General features: G+C 69.2%; 25 protein-coding genes. 8 read left to right on the top strand and 17 right to left on the bottom strand.

The features are described 5' to 3' along the window. Window positions 1-56: 56 nt before the first annotated feature. A complete protein-coding gene (locus KEG38_RS11455) occupies window positions 57-1,838 on the bottom strand; it encodes a type 1 periplasmic-binding domain-containing protein (protein WP_272419381.1) in 1,782 nt (593 codons plus the stop codon). Between the two features lie 62 nt (window positions 1,839-1,900). On the opposite strand from KEG38_RS11455, the gene KEG38_RS11450 reads away from it, so the two are divergent. The 3 genes from KEG38_RS11450 to sdhB are packed head-to-tail and all read left to right on the top strand — an operon-like array spanning window position 1,901 to window position 5,527. Then, window positions 1,901-2,686, top strand: a complete 786-nt coding sequence (locus KEG38_RS11450) for a succinate dehydrogenase/fumarate reductase transmembrane subunit (RefSeq protein ID WP_272419380.1) — start codon at window positions 1,901-1,903, stop codon at window positions 2,684-2,686. A gap of 13 nt (window positions 2,687-2,699) precedes the next feature. Next, window positions 2,700-4,736, top strand: a complete 2,037-nt coding sequence (gene sdhA / locus KEG38_RS11445; protein ID WP_272419379.1) for a succinate dehydrogenase flavoprotein subunit — start codon at window positions 2,700-2,702, stop codon at window positions 4,734-4,736. A 2-nt stretch (window positions 4,737-4,738) separates the two neighbouring features. After that, complete coding sequence (gene sdhB, locus KEG38_RS11440; protein WP_272419378.1) at window positions 4,739-5,527, top strand: succinate dehydrogenase iron-sulfur subunit; 789 nt, start codon at window positions 4,739-4,741, stop codon at window positions 5,525-5,527. 97 nt (window positions 5,528-5,624) lie between these two features. Here the strand turns inward: sdhB and KEG38_RS11435 are convergent, their stop codons facing one another. The 7 genes from KEG38_RS11435 to KEG38_RS11405 all read right to left on the bottom strand — a co-directional run bounded on the left by KEG38_RS11435 (window position 5,625) and on the right by KEG38_RS11405 (window position 12,562). Next, on the bottom strand, window positions 5,625-6,659 hold the full coding sequence (locus KEG38_RS11435) for a DUF4397 domain-containing protein (RefSeq protein WP_272419377.1): 1,035 nt from the start codon (window positions 6,657-6,659) through the stop codon (window positions 5,625-5,627). 209 nt (window positions 6,660-6,868) lie between these two features. After that, window positions 6,869-7,447, bottom strand: coding sequence for a hypothetical protein (locus KEG38_RS11430; protein WP_272419375.1), 579 nt, complete (start codon window positions 7,445-7,447; stop codon window positions 6,869-6,871). Between the two features lie 51 nt (window positions 7,448-7,498). Beyond that, window positions 7,499-8,386, bottom strand: a complete 888-nt coding sequence (locus tag KEG38_RS11425; RefSeq protein WP_272419374.1) for a branched-chain amino acid ABC transporter permease — start codon at window positions 8,384-8,386, stop codon at window positions 7,499-7,501. A 21-nt stretch (window positions 8,387-8,407) separates the two neighbouring features. After that, a complete protein-coding gene (locus tag KEG38_RS11420; RefSeq protein WP_272419373.1) occupies window positions 8,408-9,622 on the bottom strand; it encodes an ABC transporter substrate-binding protein in 1,215 nt (404 codons plus the stop codon). Between the two features lie 110 nt (window positions 9,623-9,732). Next, window positions 9,733-10,494: a TlyA family RNA methyltransferase gene (locus tag KEG38_RS11415; RefSeq protein ID WP_272419372.1), complete on the bottom strand. Its 762-nt coding sequence runs from the start codon at window positions 10,492-10,494 to the stop codon at window positions 9,733-9,735. Further along, the gene (locus tag KEG38_RS11410) at window positions 10,491-11,348 is read right to left on the bottom strand and encodes an ABC transporter substrate-binding protein (RefSeq protein ID WP_272419371.1); all 858 of its coding nucleotides are present in this window, start codon (window positions 11,346-11,348) and stop codon (window positions 10,491-10,493) included. The genes KEG38_RS11415 and KEG38_RS11410 overlap by 4 nt, the downstream gene beginning before the upstream one ends. Further along, window positions 11,345-12,562 carry a S1 family peptidase gene (locus KEG38_RS11405; protein ID WP_272419370.1) on the bottom strand — a complete coding sequence of 406 codons (1,218 nt, stop codon included), beginning with the start codon at window positions 12,560-12,562 and terminating at the stop codon, window positions 11,345-11,347. The genes KEG38_RS11410 and KEG38_RS11405 overlap by 4 nt, the downstream gene beginning before the upstream one ends. A 316-nt stretch (window positions 12,563-12,878) precedes the next feature. On the opposite strand from KEG38_RS11405, the gene KEG38_RS11400 reads away from it, so the two are divergent. The 5 genes from KEG38_RS11400 (at window position 12,879) to KEG38_RS11380 (ending at window position 18,475) form a co-directional block, all read left to right on the top strand. Continuing rightward, the gene (locus KEG38_RS11400; RefSeq protein WP_272419369.1) at window positions 12,879-15,260 is read left to right on the top strand and encodes a DNA internalization-related competence protein ComEC/Rec2; all 2,382 of its coding nucleotides are present in this window, start codon (window positions 12,879-12,881) and stop codon (window positions 15,258-15,260) included. An 82-nt stretch (window positions 15,261-15,342) separates the two neighbouring features. Then, window positions 15,343-16,824 (top strand): B12-binding domain-containing radical SAM protein, encoded by a 1,482-nt coding sequence (locus tag KEG38_RS11395; protein WP_272419368.1) that lies wholly within the window; start codon window positions 15,343-15,345, stop codon window positions 16,822-16,824. Continuing rightward, complete coding sequence (locus tag KEG38_RS11390; RefSeq protein ID WP_272419367.1) at window positions 16,821-17,072, top strand: glutaredoxin family protein; 252 nt, start codon at window positions 16,821-16,823, stop codon at window positions 17,070-17,072. The genes KEG38_RS11395 and KEG38_RS11390 overlap by 4 nt, the downstream gene beginning before the upstream one ends. A 43-nt stretch (window positions 17,073-17,115) precedes the next feature. After that, entirely contained in the window at window positions 17,116-17,784 is a 669-nt protein-coding gene (locus KEG38_RS11385; protein WP_272419366.1) for a TlpA family protein disulfide reductase, read from the top strand. A 19-nt stretch (window positions 17,785-17,803) separates the two neighbouring features. Further along, window positions 17,804-18,475, top strand: coding sequence for a GbsR/MarR family transcriptional regulator (locus tag KEG38_RS11380; protein WP_272419365.1), 672 nt, complete (start codon window positions 17,804-17,806; stop codon window positions 18,473-18,475). Window positions 18,476-18,541: 66 nt separating this feature from the next. Here the strand turns inward: KEG38_RS11380 and KEG38_RS11375 are convergent, their stop codons facing one another. The 9 genes from KEG38_RS11375 to KEG38_RS11335 form a co-directional block, all read right to left on the bottom strand. Then, window positions 18,542-18,931 carry a hypothetical protein gene (locus KEG38_RS11375; RefSeq protein ID WP_272419364.1) on the bottom strand — a complete coding sequence of 130 codons (390 nt, stop codon included), beginning with the start codon at window positions 18,929-18,931 and terminating at the stop codon, window positions 18,542-18,544. Between the two features lie 11 nt (window positions 18,932-18,942). Then, window positions 18,943-20,055, bottom strand: a complete 1,113-nt coding sequence (locus KEG38_RS11370) for an FHA domain-containing protein (RefSeq protein WP_272419363.1) — start codon at window positions 20,053-20,055, stop codon at window positions 18,943-18,945. Window positions 20,056-20,132: 77 nt separating this feature from the next. After that, the gene (lepB, locus tag KEG38_RS11365) at window positions 20,133-20,771 is read right to left on the bottom strand and encodes a signal peptidase I (protein WP_272419362.1); all 639 of its coding nucleotides are present in this window, start codon (window positions 20,769-20,771) and stop codon (window positions 20,133-20,135) included. A gap of 174 nt (window positions 20,772-20,945) precedes the next feature. Beyond that, window positions 20,946-21,743 carry a trypsin-like serine peptidase gene (locus KEG38_RS11360; RefSeq protein WP_272419361.1) on the bottom strand — a complete coding sequence of 266 codons (798 nt, stop codon included), beginning with the start codon at window positions 21,741-21,743 and terminating at the stop codon, window positions 20,946-20,948. Between the two features lie 258 nt (window positions 21,744-22,001). Next, complete coding sequence (locus KEG38_RS11355) at window positions 22,002-22,544, bottom strand: hypothetical protein (RefSeq protein ID WP_272419360.1); 543 nt, start codon at window positions 22,542-22,544, stop codon at window positions 22,002-22,004. Between the two features lie 78 nt (window positions 22,545-22,622). Then, window positions 22,623-23,405, bottom strand: coding sequence for a hypothetical protein (locus KEG38_RS11350; RefSeq protein WP_272419359.1), 783 nt, complete (start codon window positions 23,403-23,405; stop codon window positions 22,623-22,625). Window positions 23,406-23,407: 2 nt separating this feature from the next. Next, entirely contained in the window at window positions 23,408-24,259 is an 852-nt protein-coding gene (locus KEG38_RS11345; protein ID WP_272419358.1) for a hypothetical protein, read from the bottom strand. A 331-nt stretch (window positions 24,260-24,590) separates the two neighbouring features. Then, window positions 24,591-24,794 carry a hypothetical protein gene (locus tag KEG38_RS11340; RefSeq protein ID WP_272419357.1) on the bottom strand — a complete coding sequence of 68 codons (204 nt, stop codon included), beginning with the start codon at window positions 24,792-24,794 and terminating at the stop codon, window positions 24,591-24,593. A 38-nt stretch (window positions 24,795-24,832) separates the two neighbouring features. After that, window positions 24,833-25,219, bottom strand: coding sequence for a hypothetical protein (locus tag KEG38_RS11335; RefSeq protein WP_272419356.1), 387 nt, complete (start codon window positions 25,217-25,219; stop codon window positions 24,833-24,835). Window positions 25,220-25,243: the final 24 nt, after the last annotated feature.

Raw genomic sequence — 25,243 nt, 5'->3', positions numbered from 1 at the left:
CAAGGCATTGACGCGCACAGCCCGACACGGAAGACGTCCGTGCCTCGACGGAGGCCTCACCGCACCTCGCGTACCCCGATCGACCGAGCGAGCTTGCGTGCCCCGCCAAACCCTTTTGCCTCGGTCGTCCACAACTCCCGCTCCGCCGCCGCGAGCGCGGTCGCCGCCTGCTCCCGCCGACGCTTCACCTCTTTCGGCTCCCGCGTCCCCTGCGTAGGCAACCCCTCGACGCCCACCCATGCCAGGACCGCCGCGTCCCGCCCGAGCCCCGCCCACAGGCTCGGCGGATCCGGGTGCACCCGCATCCACGCCGAAAGCGACTCCCGCCCCGGCGCCCGCGGATCGATCGGATACACCCCCGCCGTCGCCGCGAACGTGCCCTTCGGCAAGCTCACCCCGCCGAGGTCGAGCCCCACCGCGGCCTTCACGCTCGTCCCCGAGGTCGCGAGCAGCACGTCGGACACGCAGCTCCCGTAGACCGCAACGCCGCCGATGCCGCGCCAGGACGGCGGCAGGCGCGTGCACTCGAACGCCTCCTCCCGCGCCATGTCCACGCTGCCCTTGTCGCCGATCCACACGACCTGCCCCTTCGGAGGCAACGCTCCCACGAGCGCCTTGCGCACCCGCTCCGGCTCCTCGCCGACCACGAACACGAACGGCGAATCGGCGACATCCGGCGCGGGTGGATGCAGGAGCACCACCGGGATCGACTCGCGCTCCGCGAACTTCGCCGCGATCGTCGCCTCCTCCCGATCGACGCCCGCGATGATGATCGCCGCGCCGTCCGCGCCGAGCCCTTCGAGCGCGTCCTCGATGCCCGTGTCGCGCCCGAGGTCGTCGCGCGTCACGAGCCGCGCCTGCGATCCTGGTAGCCCCAGGCCGAACATCACCCCGCTCACGACCTGCGTGCCCCGCCGCCGCGCTTCGAGGCTGCGCGTGGGCAAGACGAGCCCGAGCGTCGGCGCCTCGACGCGCGCCCCGCCCGCGCCCGCCGCGAGCTCCGCGATCTCGTCGGCGCCCGTCCCGAGCAGAGGCATCGCCGCGCCGAGCAGCCGCCGCGCGAGCTGCTGGTCCCGCGCCGAGATCGCCGCGTCCGAGAGCCTCTCGACGAGCGTCTTCTGCACCTCGAGCTCCTCGTTCAACGGCTCCGGGTGCTTCTTGCGCCGCTCTTCGAGGATCGGCGCGAGCGACGCCGGCGGGATGCTCGCGAGCAGCTCCGCGAGCTTCGAGCGCACCTCGACGCGCTCCTCGAGCGACGCCTCGTGCAGCCACACGAGCATCAGCTCGATCGCCTGACCGTGGTGCTTCGCGCCGATCGCGCTCGCGGTCGCCTCCTCGTTCAGAAACGTCCGGGCGTGCGGGTCGATGAGCTTGCCGAGGAGCGGCAGCAGTTTGCCGAGCGCGGCCTCGGCCTTGCCCGAGCGGCGGAGCGCGGCGCCCTGGATCATGCGGGCGAGCTCCGCGGTCGTGCCGACGGCTTTCGTCTGCGTCTCGGCGCGGGACGAGAGCTCGGTGGCGCGGTTGAGATCGCCACGTTCGAGCGCGATCCAGGCGAGCATCACGTCGGCCACGGGGCCGAGCGCGTCCTTGGGGTAACGCGCCTGGAAGGCGAGCAGGCGGTCTTCGAGGGCCTGACGTTCGGCGCGGCTCGACTGGGCGAACGAGGCCTCGATGTTGCGGAGCTCGGTCTGCGCCTCGATCGACGACGACAGCGGCACCGTGGGGGCGACGGCGTCGTTACGCGATCCACCACACGCTCCCGCGCCAAGGGCGGCCAAACCCAGCCCTGCGAGCACCCTGGCCGAGCGGCCGAGCGAGTTACCTAAAGATCGCGCCACCTTGACGTCCTGGCTAGAGTCCCATACATCGCCGGTCGCCCGCAAGACGACGAGGTCCTTTCGTGTCCGAAGCAGCGCTCGCCGATCAGTCACTCTTCGCGCAGAACCGCCGCGCGTTTCTGCTGCGCAAGCTGCACTCGTTGACGGGCGTCGCGCCCGTCGGCGCGTTCATGGTGTTCCACCTGTGGACGAACGCCAAGGCGCTCCAGGGACAGGAGCCCTTTGACAAGGCGGTCTCGGAGATCACGCACACGCCGTACCTCGCGGTGGCGGAGTGGGGACTGATCCTCCTGCCGCTGCTCTTCCACGCGGGCTACGGGATCAAGCTCGCGCTCGACGCGAAGTACAACGTCTCGAAGTACAAGACCACGCGCAACTGGGCCTTCACGCTCCAGCGCGTCACGGGCCTCATGGCCTTCGCGTTCATCGCGTTCCACCTCTACGAGTACTGGGGCAAGAAGCTCGCGGGCAAGCTCGCGCCCGAGCAGTTCTACCCCGCGCTCTGCCAGAACATGTCGGCGACGGTGAAGGGCATCCCGGTCGTGGGGCTGCTCTACGTGCTCGGCATCGCGGCGAGCGTCTTTCACTTCGCGAACGGGCTCTGGGGCTTCTGCTTCTCGTGGGGCGTGACGGTGTCGCGCCGCTCGCAGCAGATGGCTGCGGCCGTCTTCGGGGTGCTCGGCGTCGCGATCTTCCTGCTCGGCGCGAACACGGCGATCTACTTCGCCACGGGCTCCTCCGTGCAGGACAAGATCTTCGGCAAGAAGGGGGGCTCGGACGCGCGCACGTGCGTCGACATCCTCCAGCAAACGCAGAAGCCCGCCTCCGTCGGGCCGGTCATCGATTGAGGTTTCAAGCACCATGGCTGCGAAAAGCACGATCCGGAGCGAAGGGGGCAAGGTTCGAAGGGTGGTCGTCGTCGGCGGAGGCCTCGCGGGCCTCATGACGGTGATCAAGCTCTGCGAGGCGAAGGTCCCGGTGGACCTGATCTCGCTCGTCCCGGTGAAGCGCTCGCACTCGGTGTGCGCGCAGGGCGGCATCAACGCCTCCGTCAACACCAAGGGCGAAGGCGACAGCCCGCAGATCCACCTCGAAGAGACGGCCTACGGCGGCGACTTCCTGGCGAACCAGCCGCCCGTCAAGGGCATGGCCGAGGCGGCGCCGGGCATCGTGTTCATGCTCGACCGCATGGGCGTGCCTTTCAACCGCACGCCCGAAGGCCTGCTCGACTTCCGTCGCTTCGGCGGCACGCTCTTCCACCGCACGGCGTTCGCGGGCGCGACGACGGGGCAGCAGCTCCTCTACGCCCTCGACGAGCAGGTGCGCCGCTACGAGATCGCCGACGTCGTCGACGAGCACGGCGTGTCGATCCCGGGCGAGAAGATGGTCCGCAAGTTCGAGTTCTGGGACTTCTTGCAGGCCGTGCTCGACGACAGCGGCACGTGCGTCGGCTGCATCGCGCAGGACCTCAAGACGATGCAGATCAAGTACTTCCAGGGCGACGCCGTCGTGCTCGCCACGGGAGGCTGCGGCATCATCTTCGGCCGCTCGACGATGAGCGTGATCTGCACCGGGACCGCGGCCTCGTCGGTCTACCAGCAGGGCGCGGTCTACGCGAACGGCGAGTTCATCCAGGTGCACCCGACGGCGATCCCGGGCGCGGACAAACTCCGCCTCATCTCGGAGAGCGCGCGCGGCGAGGGCGGCCGCGTGTGGGTGCCGAAGGACGCGAAGGATCAGCGCAATCCGAAGGAGATCCCCGAGAAGGAGCGCGACTACATCCTCGAGCGCATGTACCCGGGCTACGGCAACCTCGTGCCCCGCGACATCGCGTCACGCGCGATCTTCAAGACGTGTTTCCACGAGAAGCGCGGCGTCTTCAACCCGAAGACCGGTCGCAACGAGAACGAGGTTTACCTCGACCTCACGCACAAGGACGAGAAGTTCCTCCGCGCGAAGCTCGCGGGCATCCTCGAGATCTACGAGAAGTTCGCGGGGACCGACCCGTATCACAACCCGATGAAGGTCTTCCCCGCCGTGCACTACTCGATGGGCGGCCTGTGGGTCGACTTCGAGAAGGACGCGCGTGGATCGCTGAAGGCGGGCTCGCCGCGCAACCACGCGACGAGCATCCCCGGGCTCTACGCGGTGGGCGAGGTCGAGTACCAGTACCACGGCGCGAACCGGCTCGGCGCGAACTCGCTGCTCTCGTGCATCTACGGCGGCATGGTCACGGGCCCGTCGGTCGCGAGCTACCAGAAGAGCCTCGCGAAGAGCGCGTTCGACCTGCCGAAGTCGATCTTCGAGAAGGCCGAGAAGCGCTGCCAGGACGACTACACGCGCATCCTCAAGCAGAACCAGGACGAAAAGAACGCCGAGAATCCGTACAAGCTCCACCAAGAGCTCGGCGACATGATGCTGCGCGACGTGACGATCGAGCGCGAGAACGCGACGCTCGAGCAGGTCCTCGGCAAGCTCTCGGAGCTCGACGAGCGGGTGAAGAAGGTCGCCTGTCCGGACGGCTCGCAGCGCGCGAACCAGGGCGCGCAGTTCGTGCGGCACCTCGAGAACATGCTGGTGCTCGCCCGCGTGATCGCGCAGGGCGCGAAGAACCGCGACGAGTCGCGCGGCGCGCACTACAAGCCCGCGTTCCCGAAGCGGAACGACGCGGACTGGATGCGCACGACGCTCGCGAAGCACGAGCAGAAGGGCGCCGTGAAGTACCTGCGGGAGTTCGACTACACGTGCGCCGGGCAGTCGATCCACGTGACCGACGCCGTCGACGCGAGCCTCGTCGCCCCGCGCGAGCGCAAGTACGAGCAGGCCGGCGCCGCGAGCGCCGCCGCGACCGGGAAGATCCAGCAACCGGCTGCCTCGGAGCAGCAGAAGAGCGTTTGACCATGGCGAACAGCGACACGACGAAGGGCACCGGGCGTCTCGTGCATCTGCGCGTCAAGCGCCAGGACGGTCCCGATCTCCCGGAGACGAAGCGGTGGGAGGAGTTCAAGGTCCCCTACCTGCCGCAGATGAACGTGATCAGCGCGCTGCAGCAGGTGCAGAAGGAGCCGCGCACGGTCGACGGGAAAGACGTCGCGCCGGTCGTGTGGGAGTCGTCGTGCCTCGAAGAGGTCTGCGGCGCCTGCACGATGGTGATCAACGGGCGCGTGCGTCAGGCGTGCTCGGCGCTCGTGGACCAGATCGCGCCGAACGGCGAGACGATCACGGTCGAGCCGATGACGAAGTTCCCGCTCGTGCGTGACCTGATCGTCGACCGCGAGCGCATGTTCCAGGACATGAAGAAGGTCAAAGCGTGGATCGACATCGACGGGACGCACGAGCTCGGCCCGGGTCCACGCGAGAGCCCCGAGGCGCAGCAGGAGCGTTATCCGCTTTCGCGCTGCATGACGTGCGGGTGCTGCGTCGAGGCGTGCCCGCAGTACAACGATTCGACGCAGTTCGTCGGGCCGTTCGCGCTGAACCTCGTGCGGCTGTTCAACATGCATCCGTCGGGCGCGCTGCACAAGAACGCGCGGCTGGAGACGGTCATGGGCGAAGGCGGCGTGCAGGACTGCGGGAAGGCGCAGAACTGCGTGGAGGTTTGTCCGAAGGAGATTCCGCTCGTCGATTCGATCGCGCAGGTGTCGCGAGATGCGACGAAGCGGCTCCTGTTCGGGTGGCTGCTCAAGTAGAGCGACGCCCTCTCCCCTCTCCCCTCACCCTCTCCCGCGGAACGATTCCCTCACCCCCAACCCCCTCTCCCTCGCGGGAGAGGGGGCTAGGCCGGCCTCACGGCGTCAGCAGGTGGCAGGTCGCCATGCCGGGCGCGCCCTGGGCGTGGGGTGATTCATCCTGACAAACCAGGAGCCGGAGCAGCTCGGGCTGGCCGGCGCGGTTGCCGATCGCGAAGATCGTGACGACGCGGTCCGCCTCGATGATCACGCCCGCGATCGTGAAGAGGTTCGCCTGCTGGCCCGCGACGCGCGTCGCGATCGTGGCCTTGTCGAACGGCGCCCCTGTCACGTAGTTGCCCGTCTTCGACTGGCCCGTCGAGCCATACCCGACGCCCGTGAAGAGCGGCGCGAACGTGCCCTGCGTGTCGACGGTGCCGATGTCGAGGTCGTCCGTGTCCGGCGAGGCGTGGATGAAACGCACGCGCGTCTTCCCCGACGCCGGCTCCGTGTCGTCCAGGAAGCGCAGCGCGCCGAACTTGTGCACGCCCGCCGGCGCGTCGAGCTGACCGACGGCCGCGACCGTGGCGAGTTCGCCCCCGCGTGCCTCGATCCCGGGGACGTCCTGCGTGCCCGGGAGCGCGGTGTCGCAGTTCAGCGCGCCAGGCGCGACGACGCGCAGCGTGTAGTCGCCCTCGGGCACGTCGACGTACTTGGAGACCTCGCCGAACCGGATGCCGTCAGCGTCGTTGAAGCGCTGCTTGAAGATCGGACCGAAGGCGCCCTCGTTCGCGCCGCCCGCCGGCAAGAGGCACACGTCGACCGCCGACGCGTCCGGCGAGAGGTGGGAGAACCGCAGGCTCGGCATCATCTTCACGCCCGCGTCGCCGCTGCCCGCGCCGCCAGCGCCCCCCGCGCCGCCCATGCCGCCGGCCCCGCCCGCGCCGCCCGCACCGCCGGTCCCGCCGGTCCCGCCCGTGCCCCCGGTTCCGCCGGTTCCACCGCCTGCGCCCGCGGTCCCGCCGGTTCCACCGCCCGCGCCCGCGGTCCCGCCCGTCCCACCGCCGCCCTCGTCGCTCCCGCCGCAGGCCTGCGCGGCGACCACGCCGACCAGCACCAGAGTCGAGGCGAGGACCATGTTACGAACGTTCATCCGAACCTCCATTGATCCGGAGGCGTCGCCCGCCTGCGCCGACAACCCCCCCGATGCCCACACGCCTCCCAGGCCTGCGTCGCAGGTTCGTCCTGGGAGGATGGGTCAGCCCAACGTCTGCCGGACTCCACCCGTGCGCCGGATTCGATGGCCCAGGGGCGCGGATGATTGCGCGGAACGATGACGTTCCAGGCGGGAAAACTGGGCGATCAACGGTAGGGCAAACCGAAGCCCATGCCGGGCATATAACCGCCGGGGCCATATCCCAGGCCATTCGGCATGAGCGTATTCGCGTTGCGCGACTGCGCGACGATGCGCGGCGTGAGCAGATGGCTGACGAGCGTGCACGTCTGGTGCTGCAGATAGGTCTGGTTGCAGCCGATCCAGACGCCGAGCGAGCTGCGTCCGCCGTCGTCCTCGTAGCGGACGACCTCACCCGTGGGCATGACGCTGAGCCACGCGTGCGGCTCGTCGCCCTGCGAGGCGTGCAGGATGCCGACGTTGCCGAGGAGTTTGTCGCCGGGGCCGACGAGCTTGCCGCCGGGCTCGAGGAGCGCGACGGGGTCGTTGTTCGGATCGTAGACGCGCCCGCCGCGGTCGACGGTGAGCTCCTCGGTTTCGTTGAGCGTCACGCGGCCGTCGGGGAAGACGTCGACGACGGCGGTGCCGACGACCCAGCGTGCGCGGGGCACGTCGAGCATCGCGCCGCCGCGGACCCAGTTGGCCGGAGCGCCTGGCGCGCAGGCGCCGAGCACGAAGACGGAGGCGAGGATCAAGCGCCGCATCATCAGGGCCAAGGATAGTACGCAAGCGGCCCGTCGGTCAGGGCCTGACGCGCATCAAACCTTCTCGATCGAGGCTTTTCCGAGCAGCCCCGTCGGCTTGACGAGCAGGACGGCGATGAGAGCCGTGAAGACCAGGACATCCTGCAGGCCGGAGTACGCCGTGAGCTTGGTCATCTCGCCGATGATGCCGATGAGCAGGCCGCCGAGCATCGCGCCCGGGATGTTGCCGATGCCGCCGATGACGGCCGCGACGAAGGCGCGCGTGCCGATGACGACGCCCATCGTGGGGTAGACCTGCGACTGATCGAGGCAGTAGAGAACGGCGCCGAGCGCGGCGAGGACCGAGCCCGTGATGAACGTGATCGAAATGACGCGGCTCGTGCGGATGCCCATGAGGCGCGCGGCCTCGATGTTCACGCTGAGCGCGCGCATCGCCTTGCCCATCCAGGTTTTGTGCACGAGGAACTGGAGCGCGACCATCACGGAGAAGGCCGAGATGAAGATGACCTTGCGCGTGTCCTCGATCGGCAAAAGCTGCGGGTAGCCGCGGTACTGCGCGGTGAAGAGGAGCTGGGCGAGGTTCTGGAGCAGGACGCTCATGCCGAGCGCCGTGACGAGCGGGGTGATGCGGGTGTTCGCCTTGCCCTTGCCGCGCGTGCGGAGCGGGGCGTAGGCGATGCGCTCGACGAGCATGCCGAGCAGACCTGCGAACACCATGGCGAGCAGCGTCCCGCCGACGCCGGCGACGAGCGGAGAGTCCTTGCCCCCGAGCGCCGTGATCCCGAAGAAGCCGAGGAAGGCGCCCATCATGAAGACCTCGCTGTGGGCGAAGTTGATGAGCTTCAGGATGCCGTAGACCATCGTGTAGCCGAGGGCCACGAGCGCGATCATCGACCCCTGCGCGAGGCCCGTGATCAGGGCGTTGAGGATCTTCATGGCCATGGAATCACCCGACCTCTCGCCTCAGGGCTTCGCAGCCGCCTTGTCGTTCACCGTCGCGAAGTAGGTGAACTTCTTGTTCTTGATCTGCACGATCACGATGGATTTGTCCGCGTTGCGGTTCGGGTCGATGGTGATCGTGCCCGTCGCGCCCTGGAAGTTCTTGGTCTCGGCGATCGCGTCGCGGATGGCCTCGGGCGTGTCGCCCTTGGCGCGGCCCATGGCGTCGAAGAGGAGCAGCGCCGAGTCGTAGCCGAGCGACGAGAGGCTCGACGGATCACGCTTGAAGCGCTCCTTGTAGGCCTTGAGGAAGATCTGCGCGTTCGGCCAGGGGACGTCGGGCGCGTAGTGGTTCGTGAAGTACGCGCCCTCCATCTCCTCGCCCGCGTCTTGGAGCAACGTCTCGGCGTCCCAGCCGTCGCCGCCGACGAACATGCTGCCCGGCATGCCCGCGGCCTTCGCCTGCCGCGCGATCGGGACCATCGCGTTGTAGTAGATCGGCGCGTAGACGAGCTCCGGCTTCGCGTCGCGGATCTCGTTGATGTACGTGGTGAAGTTCGTCTCGGTCTTGATGAAGCTCTTCTCCACGACGATCTCGCCGCCGAGCTTCTTCGCCGCGTCGCGGAACTGCGCGGCGAGGCCCGACGAGTAGACGTCGTCGGAAGCGTAGAGGATCCCGATGCGCTTCTTGCCCATGGTCTTCACCACGAACTCGGCGCCCATCTGGCCCTGCGTGTCGTCCGTGAAGCAGACGCGGAAGACGAAGGGCCCGATCTGCGTGACCTCGGGCGCCGTCGCCGAGGACGTGATCATCGGGATCTTGTGCTTGTTCGCGACGATGCCGCCGATCGTGGAGCGCGAGGAGGCGACCTCGCCGAGCAGCGCGACGACCTTGTCCCGCGTGATGAGCTGCAGGACCTTGTTGTTCGTCTCCTGCGGGTTCGACTTGTTGTCCTCGTAGAGGACCTTCACGGGCCGGCCCTTCACGCCGCCCTTCTTGTTCACCTCGTCGACCGCGAGCTCGATGCCTTCCTTGGTCTCGATGCCGAACTGCGTCTCGGCGCCCGACAGGCTCAGGTACGCGCCGACCTTCCAGGGCTCGGCCGCCGCGGGGACGCTCGGATCCTTGCCCGCGGCATCCTTCTGCGGCGCGTCTTTCTGGGTGGAACACGCGGCCAGCCCCAGCGCGCTCACGCCGAGGGCCACGATCGCCATCACCCAACGCCGTCGTCCGAGCATCGACCTCTCCTCGCCGGCAAGGGCCGCGAAAACCGCGCGATGCCCGTGCCGCGCCGATGAGTACCATCATCGCCGCATGTCGTCAGCCCCGAGCACGCGCGGCCTCGGGATCAGCCGGCGCGACGGCGCGCCCAGACGAACCGCTCCACGTTGCCTTTTGGGCCGGCAACCGCACTGTCGACCTCGGCAACGACCTCGAACCCGCCCTCCTCGACAGCCCGACGCGCCGCGGCGATCGCGGCCTGCCGCGTCTCTTCATCCCGGATGACGCCCCGTCCGCGCGAGACAGCCTCCCGACCCGCCTCGAACTGCGGCTTTACGAGGGCGACGAGATCCGCGCCCGGCTCGAGCAAAGCCGCGATCGCGCCGATGAGCTTGCCGATGCCGATGAACGAGGCGTCGACGACGACGAGGTCGACGCCCGCGGGCAAGTCGCTGCGACTGAGCTCGCGCGCGTTCACGCGCTCGCGGACGTCGACGCGTGGATCGGCACGGAGCTTCTCGGCGAGCTGTCCGTAGCCGACGTCGACGGCCACGACGAGCGCGGCGCCGCGCTGGAGCAGGCAATCGGTGAAGCCGCCCGTGGAGGCGCCGACGTCGAGGCAACGGCGGCCGGCAACGTCGAGGCCCTTGTCGACGAAGAACGTGAGCGCGTGGTCGAGCTTGTCGCCGCCGCGGGAGACGAAGCGCGGCGGGGAGGCGACGCGGAGAGGTGCGTCCGGCGCGAGGAGCGAGCCGGGTTTGTCCACGCGCGCATCGCTACAAGTCACCTTGCCGGCCATGATGAGGGCCTGCGCTTGGGCGCGGCTCTCGGCGAGGCCGAGGGTGACGAGGAGGGCATCGGCGCGGACGCGGGCGGGCGAACGGGTCATGGGGGTGGCGCGAGGTCCTCGCCGTGGATGGCGCGGGCGACGGCGAAGAGTCCATCACCGATGCGGGGGCCGGGGCGCAAGACGTCAGAGCCGACGACGCGGATCTGGCCTTTCTGGACGGCGCGGAGCTCGCGCCAGCCGGGGGCGTTCTCGACGCGTTCGCGCAGCGTCTTGGTGGAGCGCATGTCGGAGGCGCCGTCGAGCAGGACATCCGGATCGAGCGCGAGCAGATGCTCGAGTCCGATCGTCGGGTAGGCGCCGCCGCGGGTGATGACGTTCTCGCCGCCCGCGAGGCGCACGAGCTCGTCGGGAAAACTGCCGGGGCCGGCGACGACGATGGGCGACGCGTCGAACACGAACAGCACGCGCTTCTTGGGCCTTCCGGCGACGAGCGCGGCGAGCGCCTTGCGTTTGTCCTCGATGCCTTGCGCGACACGTTTCGCCTCGGCCTCGTGGCCCACGCGGCGGCCGAGCTTTTCGATCATGCGCGTGATGCCGTCGAGCGACTCGGTCTCGGGGAAAAACGTGTCGATGCCGTGCGCGCGCAGCCCCTCTTCGAGCACGGGCCCGGCGGGGCCACGCGCGCCGACGACGAGCGTGGGCGCGAGCGCGACGATCGCCTCGACGTTCGGATCGGCGTAGCCACCGACGACGGGCAGTGCCTCGGCTTCTTTCGGGTAGTCGCAGTACCGCGAGCGCCCGACGAGCAAGCCTCCGGCCCCGATCGCGAACATCGTCTCCGTCGTGCTCGGCGAGAGCGACACGACGCGAAGAGGTTTGTCCTTGCCGGAGCCGCGTGAGCACGCGGAGAAGGCGAGCGCGACGAGCGCGAGATGGAACGAGCGGCGCTTCACCGCGTGCGGCGCCGCAGACCGAGCGCGACGAGCGCGAGCGCGAAGATGCCGCCGCGCCAGGGCACGGGCTTCGTCGGATCGGCGTTCACGCTGCAGGAGCTCTCGTTCGAGAGCTGCGGGCCCTCCTCCTCCTCGCCCCAGCCGCCCGACGCCGAGCCTTCTTTCTTGAAGCAGACACCCTGGCCGTTGCTGTCGCTGTCGCAGTACCAGCCCTCGGGGCACGGCGCCTGCTCGTTGCAGAGGCGCGTGCAGTACTGCTCGTTGCCGTCGTTCACGCAGCGGCCCGAGGCGCAGTCGGAGGGCTCATTGCAGGCGTCGCCGGGCGTGTACGAGTAGTCGGGGTTCGTGGGGGCGCCGTTCGCCCACGCCGGGACGGGATAACCGCCCATCTCCGCGGCCTTGATCGCCGTGTCCTTGATCCACTGATCCCACGCCTTCACGTAGCCGTAGATCGGGGTCGAGCAGTTGAAGCCGCCGCGCGAGGTCACGCCGATCACGCGGTTTTTCGCGTCGATCGCGGGTCCGCCGGAGTCACCCTGGCAGACGCCGGCGTTGCCCATCCACTCGGTCGTTTTGACCTGGAAATCGGGGCACTCGTCGGCGACGCAGGTGACGGTGAGGTCGTCGCGGCGGCGACGCGCGCCCGCGCCGTTGCCCGCGCCGTCCGTCGCGCCGAACCCGATCGCGGAGTATTTTTCGCCGTTGACGAGCGGCTCGTCGACGCGGGGCACGAGCGGCTTCGCTTCCGCCTCGGGGATGTTCTCCGCGAGGATCAGGATCGCCTGGTCCTGACCGCAGAAGTCGTCGCCTGCGGGAAGGAGCACGACCTCCTTCGTGGCCCGGTAAACGGAGGGATCCTGGGAGAGCTCGGGGCCGGTCGTGACGAGGTAGCTGCTCGGCGCGGCGGGGGGAGCGAACTTGGTGACGCCGCACTCGACGGTGCCTTCGTTGTTGTTGATCTGCGACACACAGTGGCGCGCCGTGAGCACCAGGTTCGGCGCGAGAAGCGAGCCGGTGCAGATGCCGCCGAGGTTCGTCGCGTAAATCCCGACGACCGCGGTGTCCTTGTCATCCGCATAGCCGCCGCTGATGTCGAGCTCCGCTTCTCCGACGGCGCCCTCGGGCGCAGGTTGCGACACGTCGCCGCAGCCGGCGATGAGCGCGAGAGCGCCAAACAACAAGGCAAAACGAGCGCGGGGCGGACACGGGGACATCGGCGACCTCCAGGGAGCGGCAGGCGCGTGCACCACGATGCATCGGGAGAGCACGCGCGAAGGAGGCGCCATTGTAGGAAGGCGACTCCGGACGCGCACGCGTTCTCTGTGCGTCGATGCAGCGCGACACGTGCGTTTTACGCGGCGCGGAATCCTGCAATCCGATTGCATCACGTAGGGGAGAGGGCGCGTGACGCGCCTTCGCCAAGGTGGCGGGCGCCGGGGCCCGCCATGGCGGCGCCAGGGTTTTGGGTGAGCGATCGCGCGGAATTCCGGCCGATTCGAGGGCGGCCCGGCGATTGCTGCATCGCGGTACGTGACCGACAAGCTGCTGCTCACCGCTCTCGCGCTCGCGGCGGGTTCCGCCCTGGCACGCGCGCCACTTCCCGCCGCGCTTGCGGCCGTGATCTCGCTCTTCCTCTTGCGCCGTCACCTCGAACGGTGGGCGCTCGTGGGCCTCGCGCTGGTGCTTGCGTTCGGCGCGCTGCGTGCCCGCGCGGCGATCGACGAGGCCGCGGCCTTGCACGCGCGCGTGACCGAGGCGCTCGGGCCCCCAGGTCGATGCGAAGGAGAAGCCATCGTGCTGCGTTCGCCGGTGGTGCAGCGTGAACCCACGCCTCCGGAAGAAGAACGCGGCCAGGCTCGCATCGAGGTCGAGTTTTTCGAGGCTGCCTGCGAACGGGGTTCGCTCGCCGAGCCGCTCCGCGCGCGGCTCCACGGCGCGCCCGAGGATCTCGCGCGTGGCGATCGCGTGCGTCTCGTCGCGGACCTCGCCCCGGTCCATCTCTTCCTGAACGAGAGCCTTCCCGACCCGCGTCCCTCCATCGCGCGGAGCGGCGTCGCCGCGTCGGGGGGTCTCGTCGATCTGGAACGCGTCTCTCGCGGCCAGGGCATCACCACCTGGATCGATCGCGCCCGCGCCCACGTGCGCCGCCGCATCGAGGCGACGTTCCACCCCGAAGCCGAGCCGCTCGCGCGCGCCCTCGTCCTCGGCGAGACGGATCTTCACGAGGCCGACAACGAAGCCTTCCGCCGCAGCGGTTTGTCCCACCTGCTCGCGGTCTCCGGCACGCACCTCGTCCTCGCCGTCGCGGGCCTCGCGGCCGCCGCGCGCGCTTTGCTCCTGCGCGTCACGCCGCTCTCGGCGCGCTTCGACGTCGGTCGCCTCTCCGCGGCCTTCGCGATCCCCACGTCGTGGCTCTACGCAGACTTCGCGGGCGGCAGCGGCTCGGCTCTACGCGCCGCCGGCATGCTCTCCGTCGTGATGCTCGTGCGCGCGCTCGGCCGTCGCCCGAGCGGCGTGCGCGCGTTCGGCGGATCGCTCCTCCTCGCGGCGATCCTCGACCCGCTCGTCGGCAGCGACCCGTCGTTCGTCCTGTCCGCCGCGGCGACGGCGGGTCTGCTCGGGCTCGATCGACCCATCGCGGAACGGCTCGTGCGTGGCCCCGCGCCCGTCCGCGCCGTGCTCCGCCCCATCGCCACGACGCTCGCCGCGATGGTCGGCTGCACGCCGTTCCTCGCGATGATGACGCCTTCCTTGCCGCTGCTCGGCATCCTCGCGAACCTCGTCGCCGCGCCGATCGGCGAGCTCGCGGCGCTGCCCGTGTGCCTCCTGCACGCCGCGCTCGCATGGGCACCTCCGGTCGAGCGTGGCGCGGCGCTCCTCGGCTCGGGCGCGCTCATCGCCGTGCGCGCGGTCGCCCGCGTGACGAGTGATCTCGGCGGGATCGTCACCTTCCCGCCGCCCACGCCTTCGCAGCTCGCGGCCGTGGCCATCGCCGCGCTCGCGGCGGCCCTCGCAAAGGACGCTCTTCGCCGCGGCACCGCCCTCGCGCTCGGGTTTGCCGCGCTCCTCGTGCTGGAGCAGTGCGCTGCATATGCTGGGAGCTCAAAAGGACTGCTGCGCGTGCGCGCCCTCGACGTGGGCCAGGGCGATTCGATCCTCGTCGATCTGCCCGACGGAAAAACCATGCTCATCGACGGCGGCGGCTTCATGGGAAGCCCCGTCGACACGGGCGCGCGTGTCGTGCTCCCCGTCTTGCGCGCGCTCCGCAAAGAACGCGTCGACATCGTCGTCCTCTCGCACCCGCACCCGGATCACTTCGGCGGGCTCATCTCCACGCTCCCCGCGATCGACGTCGGCGAGCTCTGGGACACGGGCCAGGGCGAGGACCACGGCGCCGGACCGACGTACGCCGCGATGCTCGCGAACCTACGCCACCGTAACATTCCCATTCGCAGGCCCGACACGCTCTGCGGCAAACACGTGATCGGCGGCGCGACCGTCGAAGTCCTCGCCCCCTGCCCCGGGTTCGTCCCCGACGAGAGCGCGAACGACAACTCCTTCGTCCTGCGCATCACCTACGGTAGCCACGCCGCGCTTCTCGTCGGCGACGCCGAGGCCGCAGCCGAGCGCGCGCTCATCCAAAAACACCCTGCCGCGCTCCGCGCCGATCTCCTCAAGCTCGGCCACCACGGCAGCCGCACCTCGACGACGCCGCCCTTCCTCGACGCCGTTCGCCCGAGCGTGGCCCTCGTCTGCTCCGGCGTGCGCAACCGCTACGGCCACCCCGACCCCGGCGTCCTCGCCTCGCTCGGCGCGCGCGCCATCACCATCGCCCGGACCGACCGGGGCGGCGACGTCGTCTGGGAGACCAACGGCGAGGCCGTGCACCTCTCACGCCCCTCCGCCCGCTGACGCGGGGATCTCGGGTGTTTCCGTGATGAAATCGGCTGGGATCGCTTGCGCCACCGGGCCTGCTGAAGGAGTCTCTTTCCGAATGTCACGTGACGTCACCGTGGCGACCATCCGGCGGCGCCTCGCCGAGGAGGTCGGACGCCTCGACAAACACGCGCCCTGGCGCGTCGCGCTCGCCTACCCGTCGCCCTACCGCACGGGCATGAGCTCGCTCGGCTTCTTGCAGGTCTACAAGTCGATCCAGCACGAGCCCGACATGGCCGCGGATCGCGCGTTCCTGCCCGACGACGAGCACGGCCCGCGCGCCGTCCCCCTCACGTACGAGTCGCTCCGCCCGCTCCGCGACTACCCCGTGATCGCCATGAGCGTCGCCTACGAGCTCGAAACCGCGGGCGTCGTGCGCCTGCTCGAAGCCTCGGGGATCAAGCCGCTCCGCGAAGAGCGTTCGTCGCGGGATCCCTTCATCCTCGCGGGTGGCCCGCTGACGAACTCGAACCCGCTGCCGCTCGCGGCCTTCGCCGACGCCATCGTCATGGGCGAAGCCGACACGCTCGCGGTCGAGGTTCTTCGAATCCTGCGCGACACGCCCTCGCGCGAGGCCGCGCTCGATGCGCTCGCGAAGACCCCGCACGTCTTCGTCCCCTCGCGCCACGGCGCCTCCATGCCCGGCATCGCGCAGTGCGACGACGAGCTCCTCCCCGCGTGGGCGCCGATCCGCACGCCCGACACCGAGCTCTCGAACATGTTCTTGATCGAGACCGAGCGCGGCTGCTCGCGCGGCTGCGCCTACTGCGTGATGCGCCGCTCGACGAACGGCGGCATGCGCATCGTCCCGAAGGAAAAAATTCTCGGCCTCATCCCCGAAGACGCGCGTCGCATCGGCCTCGTCGGCGCCGCCGTCAGCGATCACCCGAAGATCGTGGAGATCGTCCGCCCCCTCGCCGAACGCGGCTGCGAGGTCGGCCTCTCCAGCCTGCGCCCGGACAAGCTTTCCGACGAGTTCGTCGGCGCGCTCAAGCTGGCCGGCTACCGAACGCTCACGACCGCGATGGACGGCACGAGCGAGCGCGTGCGCGAGATCCTCGATCGGCGCGCGCGCATCCGCCACCTCGAGCGCGCGGCCGAGATGGCGCGCAAGCACGGCATGCCGCGCATGAAGCTCTACCTGATGATCGGCGTGCCCGGCGAAGAGGACGAGGACGTGGACGAGTGCGTCCGCTTCGTCACGGAGCTCTCGCAAAAGGTCCCCATCGCGCTCGGCATCGCGCCCTTCTGCCCGAAGCGCAACACGCCGCTCGCGCACGCGCCGTTCGCGGGCATCGACGTGGTGAACGCGCGGCTCGAACGGCTGCGCCGCGGCCTCAAGGGCCGCGCGGACGTGCGCTCGACGAGCGCGAAGTGGGCCTGGGTCGAGGCCGTGCTCGCGCAAGGCGGCGAGGCCGAGGGCCGCGCGGTGCTCGAAGCCGTGCATGGCGGCGGCGCCTTCGCCGCTTACAAGCGCGCGTTCGAGGCGCTCACCCCGAAGAAGCCGAAGAAGAGCCTCTCCATCGTCGCCAGCGCATGAAGACGATCACCCTGTACACGCGGGTGCGATGTCACCTCTGCGACGTGGCCGAAGAGGCCCTCGAACGCGTGCGCCGCACGGAGCCCTTCGAGCTCGTGGTCCTGGACCTCGACCACGAGGCCCCAGCCGAGAAGCGCGCCGCCTACGATTGGGACGTGCCCGTCGTGGAGCTCGATGGGCGTAAAATCATGAAGCACCGCGTCGACGAGGCGCGGCTCTTGCGGCTGCTCCGCGAGGAGACGCCTTGAGCATGTGGGCGGAGGGGCGCCCGTGCGCTATGGAGGTCGAGGCATGAAGTCGTCCACGCTCCTGCAGATCTTCTTCATCGTGGCCGCGGCCGTCGCCGTCTTCGGCTTCGTCACCGCCGCGAAGAACGATCAGGTCCGCGCGAGCTGCACCGCGATGTGTGGCCTCGGCCCCGCGTACGCCGGCCGCGATCGTCTCGCGCCCGACTTCGAGCTGCCCGACCTCGACGGCAAACCCGTCCGGCTCTCGTCGTTCCGCGGCAAGATCGTCTTCCTCAACTTCTGGACCGAGACGTGCGGCCCCTGCAAAGAGGAGATGCCCTCGCTCGCCACGCTCGCGCGCGTGCTCCACGGCCGCAAGGACATGGTCCTCGTGACCGTGACGATCGACGAGGACCGCACGAAGGTACGTGACCTTTTGCGCGTGCTGCTCGACGGCGATCCGCCCTTCCCCGTGCTCTTCGACGCGGACTCGGAGATCGTCGGAGGCCGCTACGGCACGAAGCTCTTCCCCGAGACCTGGGTCATCGACAAGAACGGCATCATCCGCGCTCGCTTCGACGGCGCGCGCGACTGGTCCGAGGCGAGCGCCATCGAGATCGGCGAGATGCTGAAGAAGCCCTCGGGCCCGGTCCTCGATTTCGCATGCCCCGTCGAGTTCATCCAGGGCGTGCCCCGCGGCAAACACGCGTCCCTGTGCATGGACGACTCCTGACGCTACATTGGCGCCCGCGATGACCTCTCGCAGGCCAGACCCGGACGGAGAACCGAGCACGCCCGACGAACGTGTCGTCGCCGCACGAAAGGCGCTGCTCGAAGGCGTGGGCGCGGAGATCGCCGCCTCGTTCCCCGGCATCACGCGGCTCGGCGGCCAGGTCGTCGCCGCGCTCTACCTCGCCGACAGCCCGCGCTCGATGGACGAGCTCTCGATGGAGCTCGGTCGTTCGAAGAGCAACATCTTCGCGAACCTGCGCGGCCTCGAAGCGGCGGGCATCATCGAGCGCCGACGCGAGTCCGGCGCGCGGCACGACTCGTACACGCTGCGGGGCAAGTACCCCGACGTGATCATCGGCGCCTACCTCGCGCGCCTGCGCCGCGTCGTGCAGGACAAACGCGCTCTCTCGCGCCGCGCCCTCGGCCTGCTCGGCGACGCGCAGGGCGACGAGGCGAACGCGCTCCGCAAGCGGCTCGACGACCTCTCGCGCAAGTACGACCTCTTCGCCGAGCTGATGGACCGCTACGTCCCGAACACGGACGGCCCGGTGGACCTCGAACGGCTCATCGAACTCATCCCCGAGCCGGTGCTCCGCGCGCTCACGACCGCCGTGAAAGCCGCGTTCGACGTCGCCGATACGATCGCCGCGACCCGCGACGACATCGCGCGCCGCGCGAACCGCAAGCGCTGACCCACTTCGCACGCGCGTCTTCTCCCCTCTCCCGCGAGGGAGAGGGGCCGGGGGTGAGGGCGTCGTTCAGCTCGCGGCGTGCTCGGTCTCGAGCATCCGCTCGATCCGGTCCCGCACGATTCGCGCCGTCGAAAGCCGTTCGAGCTCGCCCGCGTCCGCCGGCAAGAGCTTGCACGGAAGCGCCCGCGCACCTGCCACCGGCGCTGCTCCCTCCGCGAGCCACACGACCGTGTGCGGATTCGACAGCGCCGCTTCGAGCTTCAAGATCGCCGGCGCTTCCAGCCCGATTTCCGCGAGCACGGCCGGCACCTCGGCGGGCAGCGGCGACGCCTCACTGAGGGTCGCCGCCACCGCGTCCGTGTGCCCGAGCGCGCGCGCGACGGCGGCGCCGAGGGCCGCGAGCGCGCCGCCGGATGCGTCGGCGAAGCACAGCGGCCGATGGGTCTTCGTGGTCAAGACGGCCCCGTTCAGTTCGTGTTGAGCTCGACGCGCAGGAGCTTGCGGCCGATGAAGAGATAGTCGCCGTGCCCGAGCTCGCGCTCGCTCTTGATGCGCACGTACGTGCCGTTGCGGCTGTTCAGATCGGTCAGCGAGAACTTCCCGCCGCTCTCCTCGATCCGGCAGTGCGAGCCGGACATGTAGAGGTCACCGGGGAAGTTCAGATCGCCACCCTCGCGCCCGATCTGCAAGGACGAACCACGCGCGCACACCGTCATGCCGACGGCGCCGCCCTGGAGGATCTGCGTGAGTCGGAACGGGCTCGGATGCTTCGGCGACGAATAGAAATACGTGCCGTCCGGGTCTTGCCCGTCGGAGGGCTTGGGGCTCGCATCGAGGCGGAAGAGCTGCTCGCCTGCGAGGAACGTGTCGCTCGGGACGATGTCGACGGTGCCACGCACGCGGATGTAGACGCCGTTCAGCGAGCCCTCGTCGCGCACGACGAGCTTGCCGTCTCGGTAGAAGAAGTTCGCGTGTTTCGGAGAGACGAACGGATCGTCCGGGAAGACGAGCTGCCCGTTCCTGCCGACGATGTGCTGCTCGGCCTTCAGGTGGAAGCTCAGGCCATCCATGCCTTCGCCGCGGATCAGGATGAGCTTCGCCTTCGCCGGGTTTTGCATGTCCCCGAAGAAGAGCGTCTGCGCGTTGAGGATCTCGAGGGGAACCGCAGCCCCACACCTCCCGCAGAACTTGTGGCCCGAGGGGACACCGCTCGAGCAGGAACGGCAGACGTAGTTACGGGCTTGCTCCATGAGCTCCTCCTGCGATAGGTCCGCGAACTCGCTTCGTGCTGGGGTTTTCTGCGCGGGAACGGCGCCGGCCGCGGGGGCGCGGCGAGGTCCCAGGGAGGGCGCGGGCAACGGCGCGACGGGCCGATTGAGCGGCGGCGCGGGCGTCGTTGCGGGGCGTGCCGAGACCGCCGGGCGCACGGGCGCAGGCGGAGGCGGCGTCGGCAGCACGGATTGCCGGCTCCCGAACAGGGCCAGATCGTTGTCGCACGCAGTGCAGCTCGCGGCGCCCATGGGGCTCCACGTGTCGCACTGTCCGCAAACGATGCCTATCTCGTGCTGCTCGTTGCCCAACGTCGTTCCTCGGGGACACCCGGTTCTAGACGGCGATCGCGAGGAGGGTCAAGCAAACAAGGATCGTCCGTGGCGGCTCAGTGGATCACCCTCATCCGGGCATCCTCGTCGCCCCAGCCGTTCTTGCCGACGAACCGGAAGACGACACGCTCCTTGCACGAAGCGCGCTCCAGCGTACCGAACTCACGAGAATCGTCGTAGAGGTCGATGTTGTCGCTGAGCAGAAAAACCATGCCCTCGCCCACTTCGGCCTTGAAGATCAGGGGGCTCGTCCTGGACTTCGTCTGCCCGCGGTAATGCCACCCCCCGCCCATCTCCACGACGCCACACTCGAGCTCGACCTCGGCCTCGGTGTTGGGGTGCAAGGTCTTGTAGTCGCGCGGCGGGCAAGCTTGCACGGGGTTGTAGCGCTTGCCGTTGATCTCCACGTTGCGGCCGGTGATCTCGATCTTGTCGCCCTCGACGCCGACGATGCGGCCGACCACGTACTGGGTCGGGTCTTCGGGGTCCTTGCAGCGGACGAGGTCGCCGAAGCCCGGCGTGCCTCGGGTCAAGAGCACCACGAAGTCCCCGCCGTCGAGCGTGGGGGCGACCGACGCCGAAAGCCGGAGCGTCGTCGGCACGGTCCAGGTCTTGAAAAGCAGCACCCGGAGGAGCCCGAAGACCACCACGAGGGCAAGGACGGTGTAGCCGAGCGCTTTGCCGAATTTCTGCATCGAAGCGCGGATCGTATCGCAAGCGCGCCCCGGCGGGCGAGCATCCGGCGCCTCTGAGGGTGTATCGCAGGCGTCGCGAGCGGCTCGAGGCTAGGGAGGCCGAGCGAGGCGTACTCCGTACGTCGAGCGAGGTCGACCGACGCATCGAGCCGCGCAGCAGCCTGCGATGCACCCTCAGCGCTGGCAGCTCCGGAACGGGGGCAGCTCGCTCGGGCTCGTCCCGTTCGCGATCTCCTTGGCCGCGCTGAAGAGCTCGCGCCATGCGTCGAGACGCACGAAGATCGAGGGCGCCGCCGTGGCGTCGTCGCCATCCATCACCGAGGCCGAGACCACGCCGACCACGTCTTGCCGCTTCGGGCTGTACGCCGGTCCGCCCGAATCGCCGGGGCAAACCGAGGCGACCGCGATGAAGTCGCCGCTGCGCACCTTGCCGATCGGCCCGCCGACGCGCTCGATGCGGTGGATGGGCGTGCGCGAGAGCGCGCACCTGCCGAACCCGATCGGGTAAATCGACTCGTTTGCCGCGGGCGCCTCCTCGATGCGCGGGCTCAGCGTGGGGACACCGACGAGCTTGCGCGAGAGCACGAGGATCGCGATGTCGCCTTCGCCGGACACGTAGCCGCAATCCGGGCTCACGATCGCGCGCACCTTCACCTCGCCCCAGGGCAGGTCGTCGCCGCCGAGCTCGATGGTGAGGCTCTCCGGATCCTTGTCGCGGTTTTGCACCTGCCCGTCCGCGTCGCGCTCCGAGACGCAGTGGTGCGCCGTGAGCACGAGGTCCTCGGCGATGAGCGTGCCGGTGCACGTCACGTCGCCCACGATGCGCACGACCGCGTTGATCTTGTTCTCGACGTCGAGATCGACGGGCGGCTGGAAGATGAAGGGACGCTCCTCGGCCTGACGGTGCGACGCGGGGGTCGCAATCGGGCGCTTGGTGGGCTGGCTGCAGCCGACGAGGAGAGAGGTGGACACGAAGACCGTCGCCCAGGGCAGACCACTCGAAAGGCGGGCGCCGAGCGAGGAAGGTGGGGAGGACCGGGGTTCGCGTCGGTTCAACACGCTGGCAATCGCCTCCCGAGTACGCAGCGACGAAGGCTCACGAACATCGCTCCCTGAGACGAACCAAAAGAAGAATCGTGACATGGCAGCGCCGATGGGGCATCCGACAACGCTGCCAGATTTTCCTTGGGTGCGTCTTACGTCACGTGACGCGGACACCCCCCGGCGGCGTTAACGCATTGCGATAAGACCGACCTTCTGCGTCGAACGCTCGTAGGCAGCCCGGACGGCGGCGGGGTCCGTCATGGGGTCGTCGATGCCCGCGGCCACGACCTCGTGGAGGAACGCGGCCTGGCGCCGGGCCTTGGCGACCTGCCAGGAGCGGCACGCGACGGCCTCGGCGTCGCAGGCGTCGAGCGCGTCCTCGACGGTCGCGAGGGCCTGGCGCGCCCGCCCGCGGTGGAAGAGGGCGCGGGCGGCGACGTCGGCGACGCGGGGATCGAGCTGAATGGCGCGGGGGGCCTTTTCGATGACGGCGCTCGCGAGGCCAGGCTGGCCGCGGTCGACGTACGCCGAGGCGAGGGCCACGACGGAATCGACGGTGGGCGCGAGCGCAGCGGCCGATTCGAGGGCGGCCATGTCGACGGGGGTCTCGGTGGCCTGGGTGGAGTCGGCGGGCAGGAGGCGCTTCGACTGGGTCCCGGGGCCGATGGTCAGGACCGCAAAGATGCCCGCGAGGAGGATGCCGTTCGTGAAGAGGAGGCCCGAGCGCATGGTGTGACCGACAGCGCTCCTGGCGGTGGGTTCCCGGATTTCGAACGATGCGTGGCGGATGTCCGGGGCGCCGTCGGCTCAGAGGGCGGCGGCGAGGCCGAAGCTCATGTAGTCGCCGGGGCGGATGCGGACGCGGGCGAGCTCCTCTTCATCGCCGCTGACGCGGGTGTATTCGTAGAAGAGGTGCACGCCGACCTTGCCGAAATCTTCTTCGAGGTTGCCCGTCTTCGGTCGAAACGAGACGAACAAGGACGCGCGCAGCTTGTGCTCGCCAAAACCCTCGTCCTCGAGCCCATCCTCCCGGCCGCCGAAGATGTTGCTCGCGGTCTCGGGGATCCAGCGGTACGTGGCCTCGGCGTCGACGTAGCCGGGCACGATCGTGAAGGCGATGCGCGGCTTCACGTAGCCATAGCCGTGAGCATTGAAGCCGCCGCCCACGGCGAGGCTCACGCGCAGGTGCTGGAACGAGATCGGCTGCACGACGAGGCCGAGGTTCGCGCCGAAGCCGCCGAAGTACGACTTGAAGGCCGGAAAGCCAATGGAGAAATCCGCCTCCATGCCGCCCATGCCTCCGAAGAGCGTGGGGAGCGGGAGGACGGCCGCCGCCACCGTGAAAGACCCGGTGCCCGAGATCGGCGGGTTCTGCTCGTCTTCCTCGAAATCGACGATGGAGCCGGGCATGTAGACGATGCCCACGCTCGCGAAATGGGTCGTGCCCAGGCCGTAGCGCTGCGAGGCGAGATCGTCGCTCGAATACTCGTCCCGCGGGCTCCAGTCGTCGGCGCGCGCCGCGTCGGGCGCGAAGGAAAGGGCCGCGAAGAGAATCGAGGCGGCGGCGAGCGGTCGCATGCGGAGTCCCATGGCTAAAACCTCGCCCCCGCCGTCGCGACATACCCGAACTGGCCCGTCCACGGTCGCGCCGTCTCGACGCCGACCGACAGGTTGAGCCGCCAAAGCATCGCGTGCACCGAGAGGGTCAGCGGAATGGGGCGCACCGGGTCGACGGTCATGGACCGGCCGTCGACGTTGCGTACCTCGCCCTCCTCCGAGAGCGCTCCGAAATCGAGGCCGCGGAAGTTCAAATCGAGCGCGGCCTGCGCGTAGAGCGGGCCCCAGGGGACGATGAACCGGATCGGAATGCCGACGTATTTCTCTTCGACGAGGATGTCCTTGCCCGGGATGATCGCGCTCACGTCACCAAAGCCGAAGCCCCCCTCGATGATGAAGCGCTTGGCCGTGTACACGGTGAAGAGGAAGTTCATGCGGTAGCCGCGGGCGTCGCCGAGCTGCGAGCCGAACCAGTCGCGGGTGTAGACGTCGAGCTCGAAGGATTGCTGGCGATAAGCAACGAGGCCCTTGGCGCTCGCTTCGGCGGCGTCGAGCGCGGCCTGCCGTGCCTCGGGGCTCCGATCGTAGGTCGCGGTGTAGTGATTCGTGGTGACGACTTCGCGCTGGCCGTACTGGTTCGTGCGGGTGTCGGTGGTGGTCGTCATGCTGGCGGAGTCGGGCATGCTCGCGACGGTCGCGCCGAGCAGGTAGAAGATGCCGCCGACCACGAGGCCAGAGATGAAGCCGCCACGCTCGACGAACCGGTAGCCGGTGACGAGCGGGTTGCCCTGGCCGAGCGAGGAGCCGTACAAGCCGCCGCCGCCGCGGATGCTGGCGCCCACGGTGTACCCCACCCAGCGCAGGCCGCTGTAAGCATGCGATTGCACCTGGAATTTCGAGAGCCCCGGGGCCGGCGTGGGCGTGGGGGCGATGGGCGCGGGCGGGGTCGCCGAGGGCGCGGGCGGAGTCCCCTCGGCCGCGGGCGGAGTCCCCGCGGGGGATGACGTCTCGGAGCTGGGGGGTGACGTCTCGGGGCTGGGGGATGACGTTCCGGAGCTGGGGGGTGACGCCGAAGGTGCAGATTCGGCGGCAGTCTGAGCAAAAACCCCCGGCGCCGCGAGCGCGACGAGCCAAACCGCAGGGAACCACAAGGGAGGGTGACGGAAGAAGGACATCGGCCAGGACTTCGAAATAGTCCCAGTACTGTAACTCAGGTGTCTATTCGGACGGAAGCACGACGAGGTCGTCCCGATGGATGACGACGTTGCTCGTCATGCCGCCCGTGCCGACCCCCGAGGTCGAGCCGCCCGCGAGCGGGCGCGCCTCGGCGGCGATGCTGCGGACGAGCGGGACGCGGCGGCCCTCGGCACTCGACGTCGGAGAGGAGGAGCAAGAGGTCGCGTCGACGAGGAGCGCGACCATGCTGGCGAGCTGGTTCGGTGGAGCTCTCCGAGCCAGGCCTACTCGACTCGAAGATGACTCAGTTCCAGGGTCGCAAGGCCGTCATCGTCGATGCCAACGATCAAACAATCGGATACCGCGTAGTGACGAATTCCGTGTCGCTGTCGCCCGAAGCCGATACGAAGCCGAGCTTGTCGCTCAGAGTATTGGAAGCTAGGCACGACACCCATGTCGATGCGGTCCGTGTCGGAGGGCGGTAGAGAGAGACGCACTGTCCCCTCGCCGACCACCTCTGGCGTGGCCAACTCCGTTGTGCGTGTCCAGAGGTCGATGTTCGTGTACGCATCAAACGCAGTAAGAGAGGCATCGCGACCCGAAAACACCATGACGAGCGTGTCTGCGATGGCCAGCCACTTCGGCGAGGTAATGCCGAGCGCGGCATCCACGTTAGCCTGGATACCACTACGCTC

The organism is Polyangium jinanense (assembly GCF_028435265.1).
Taxonomy (GTDB): Bacteria; Myxococcota_A; Polyangia; order Polyangiales; family Polyangiaceae; genus Polyangium; species Polyangium jinanense.
This window is presented reverse-complemented; position numbering and strand designations above follow the sequence as displayed.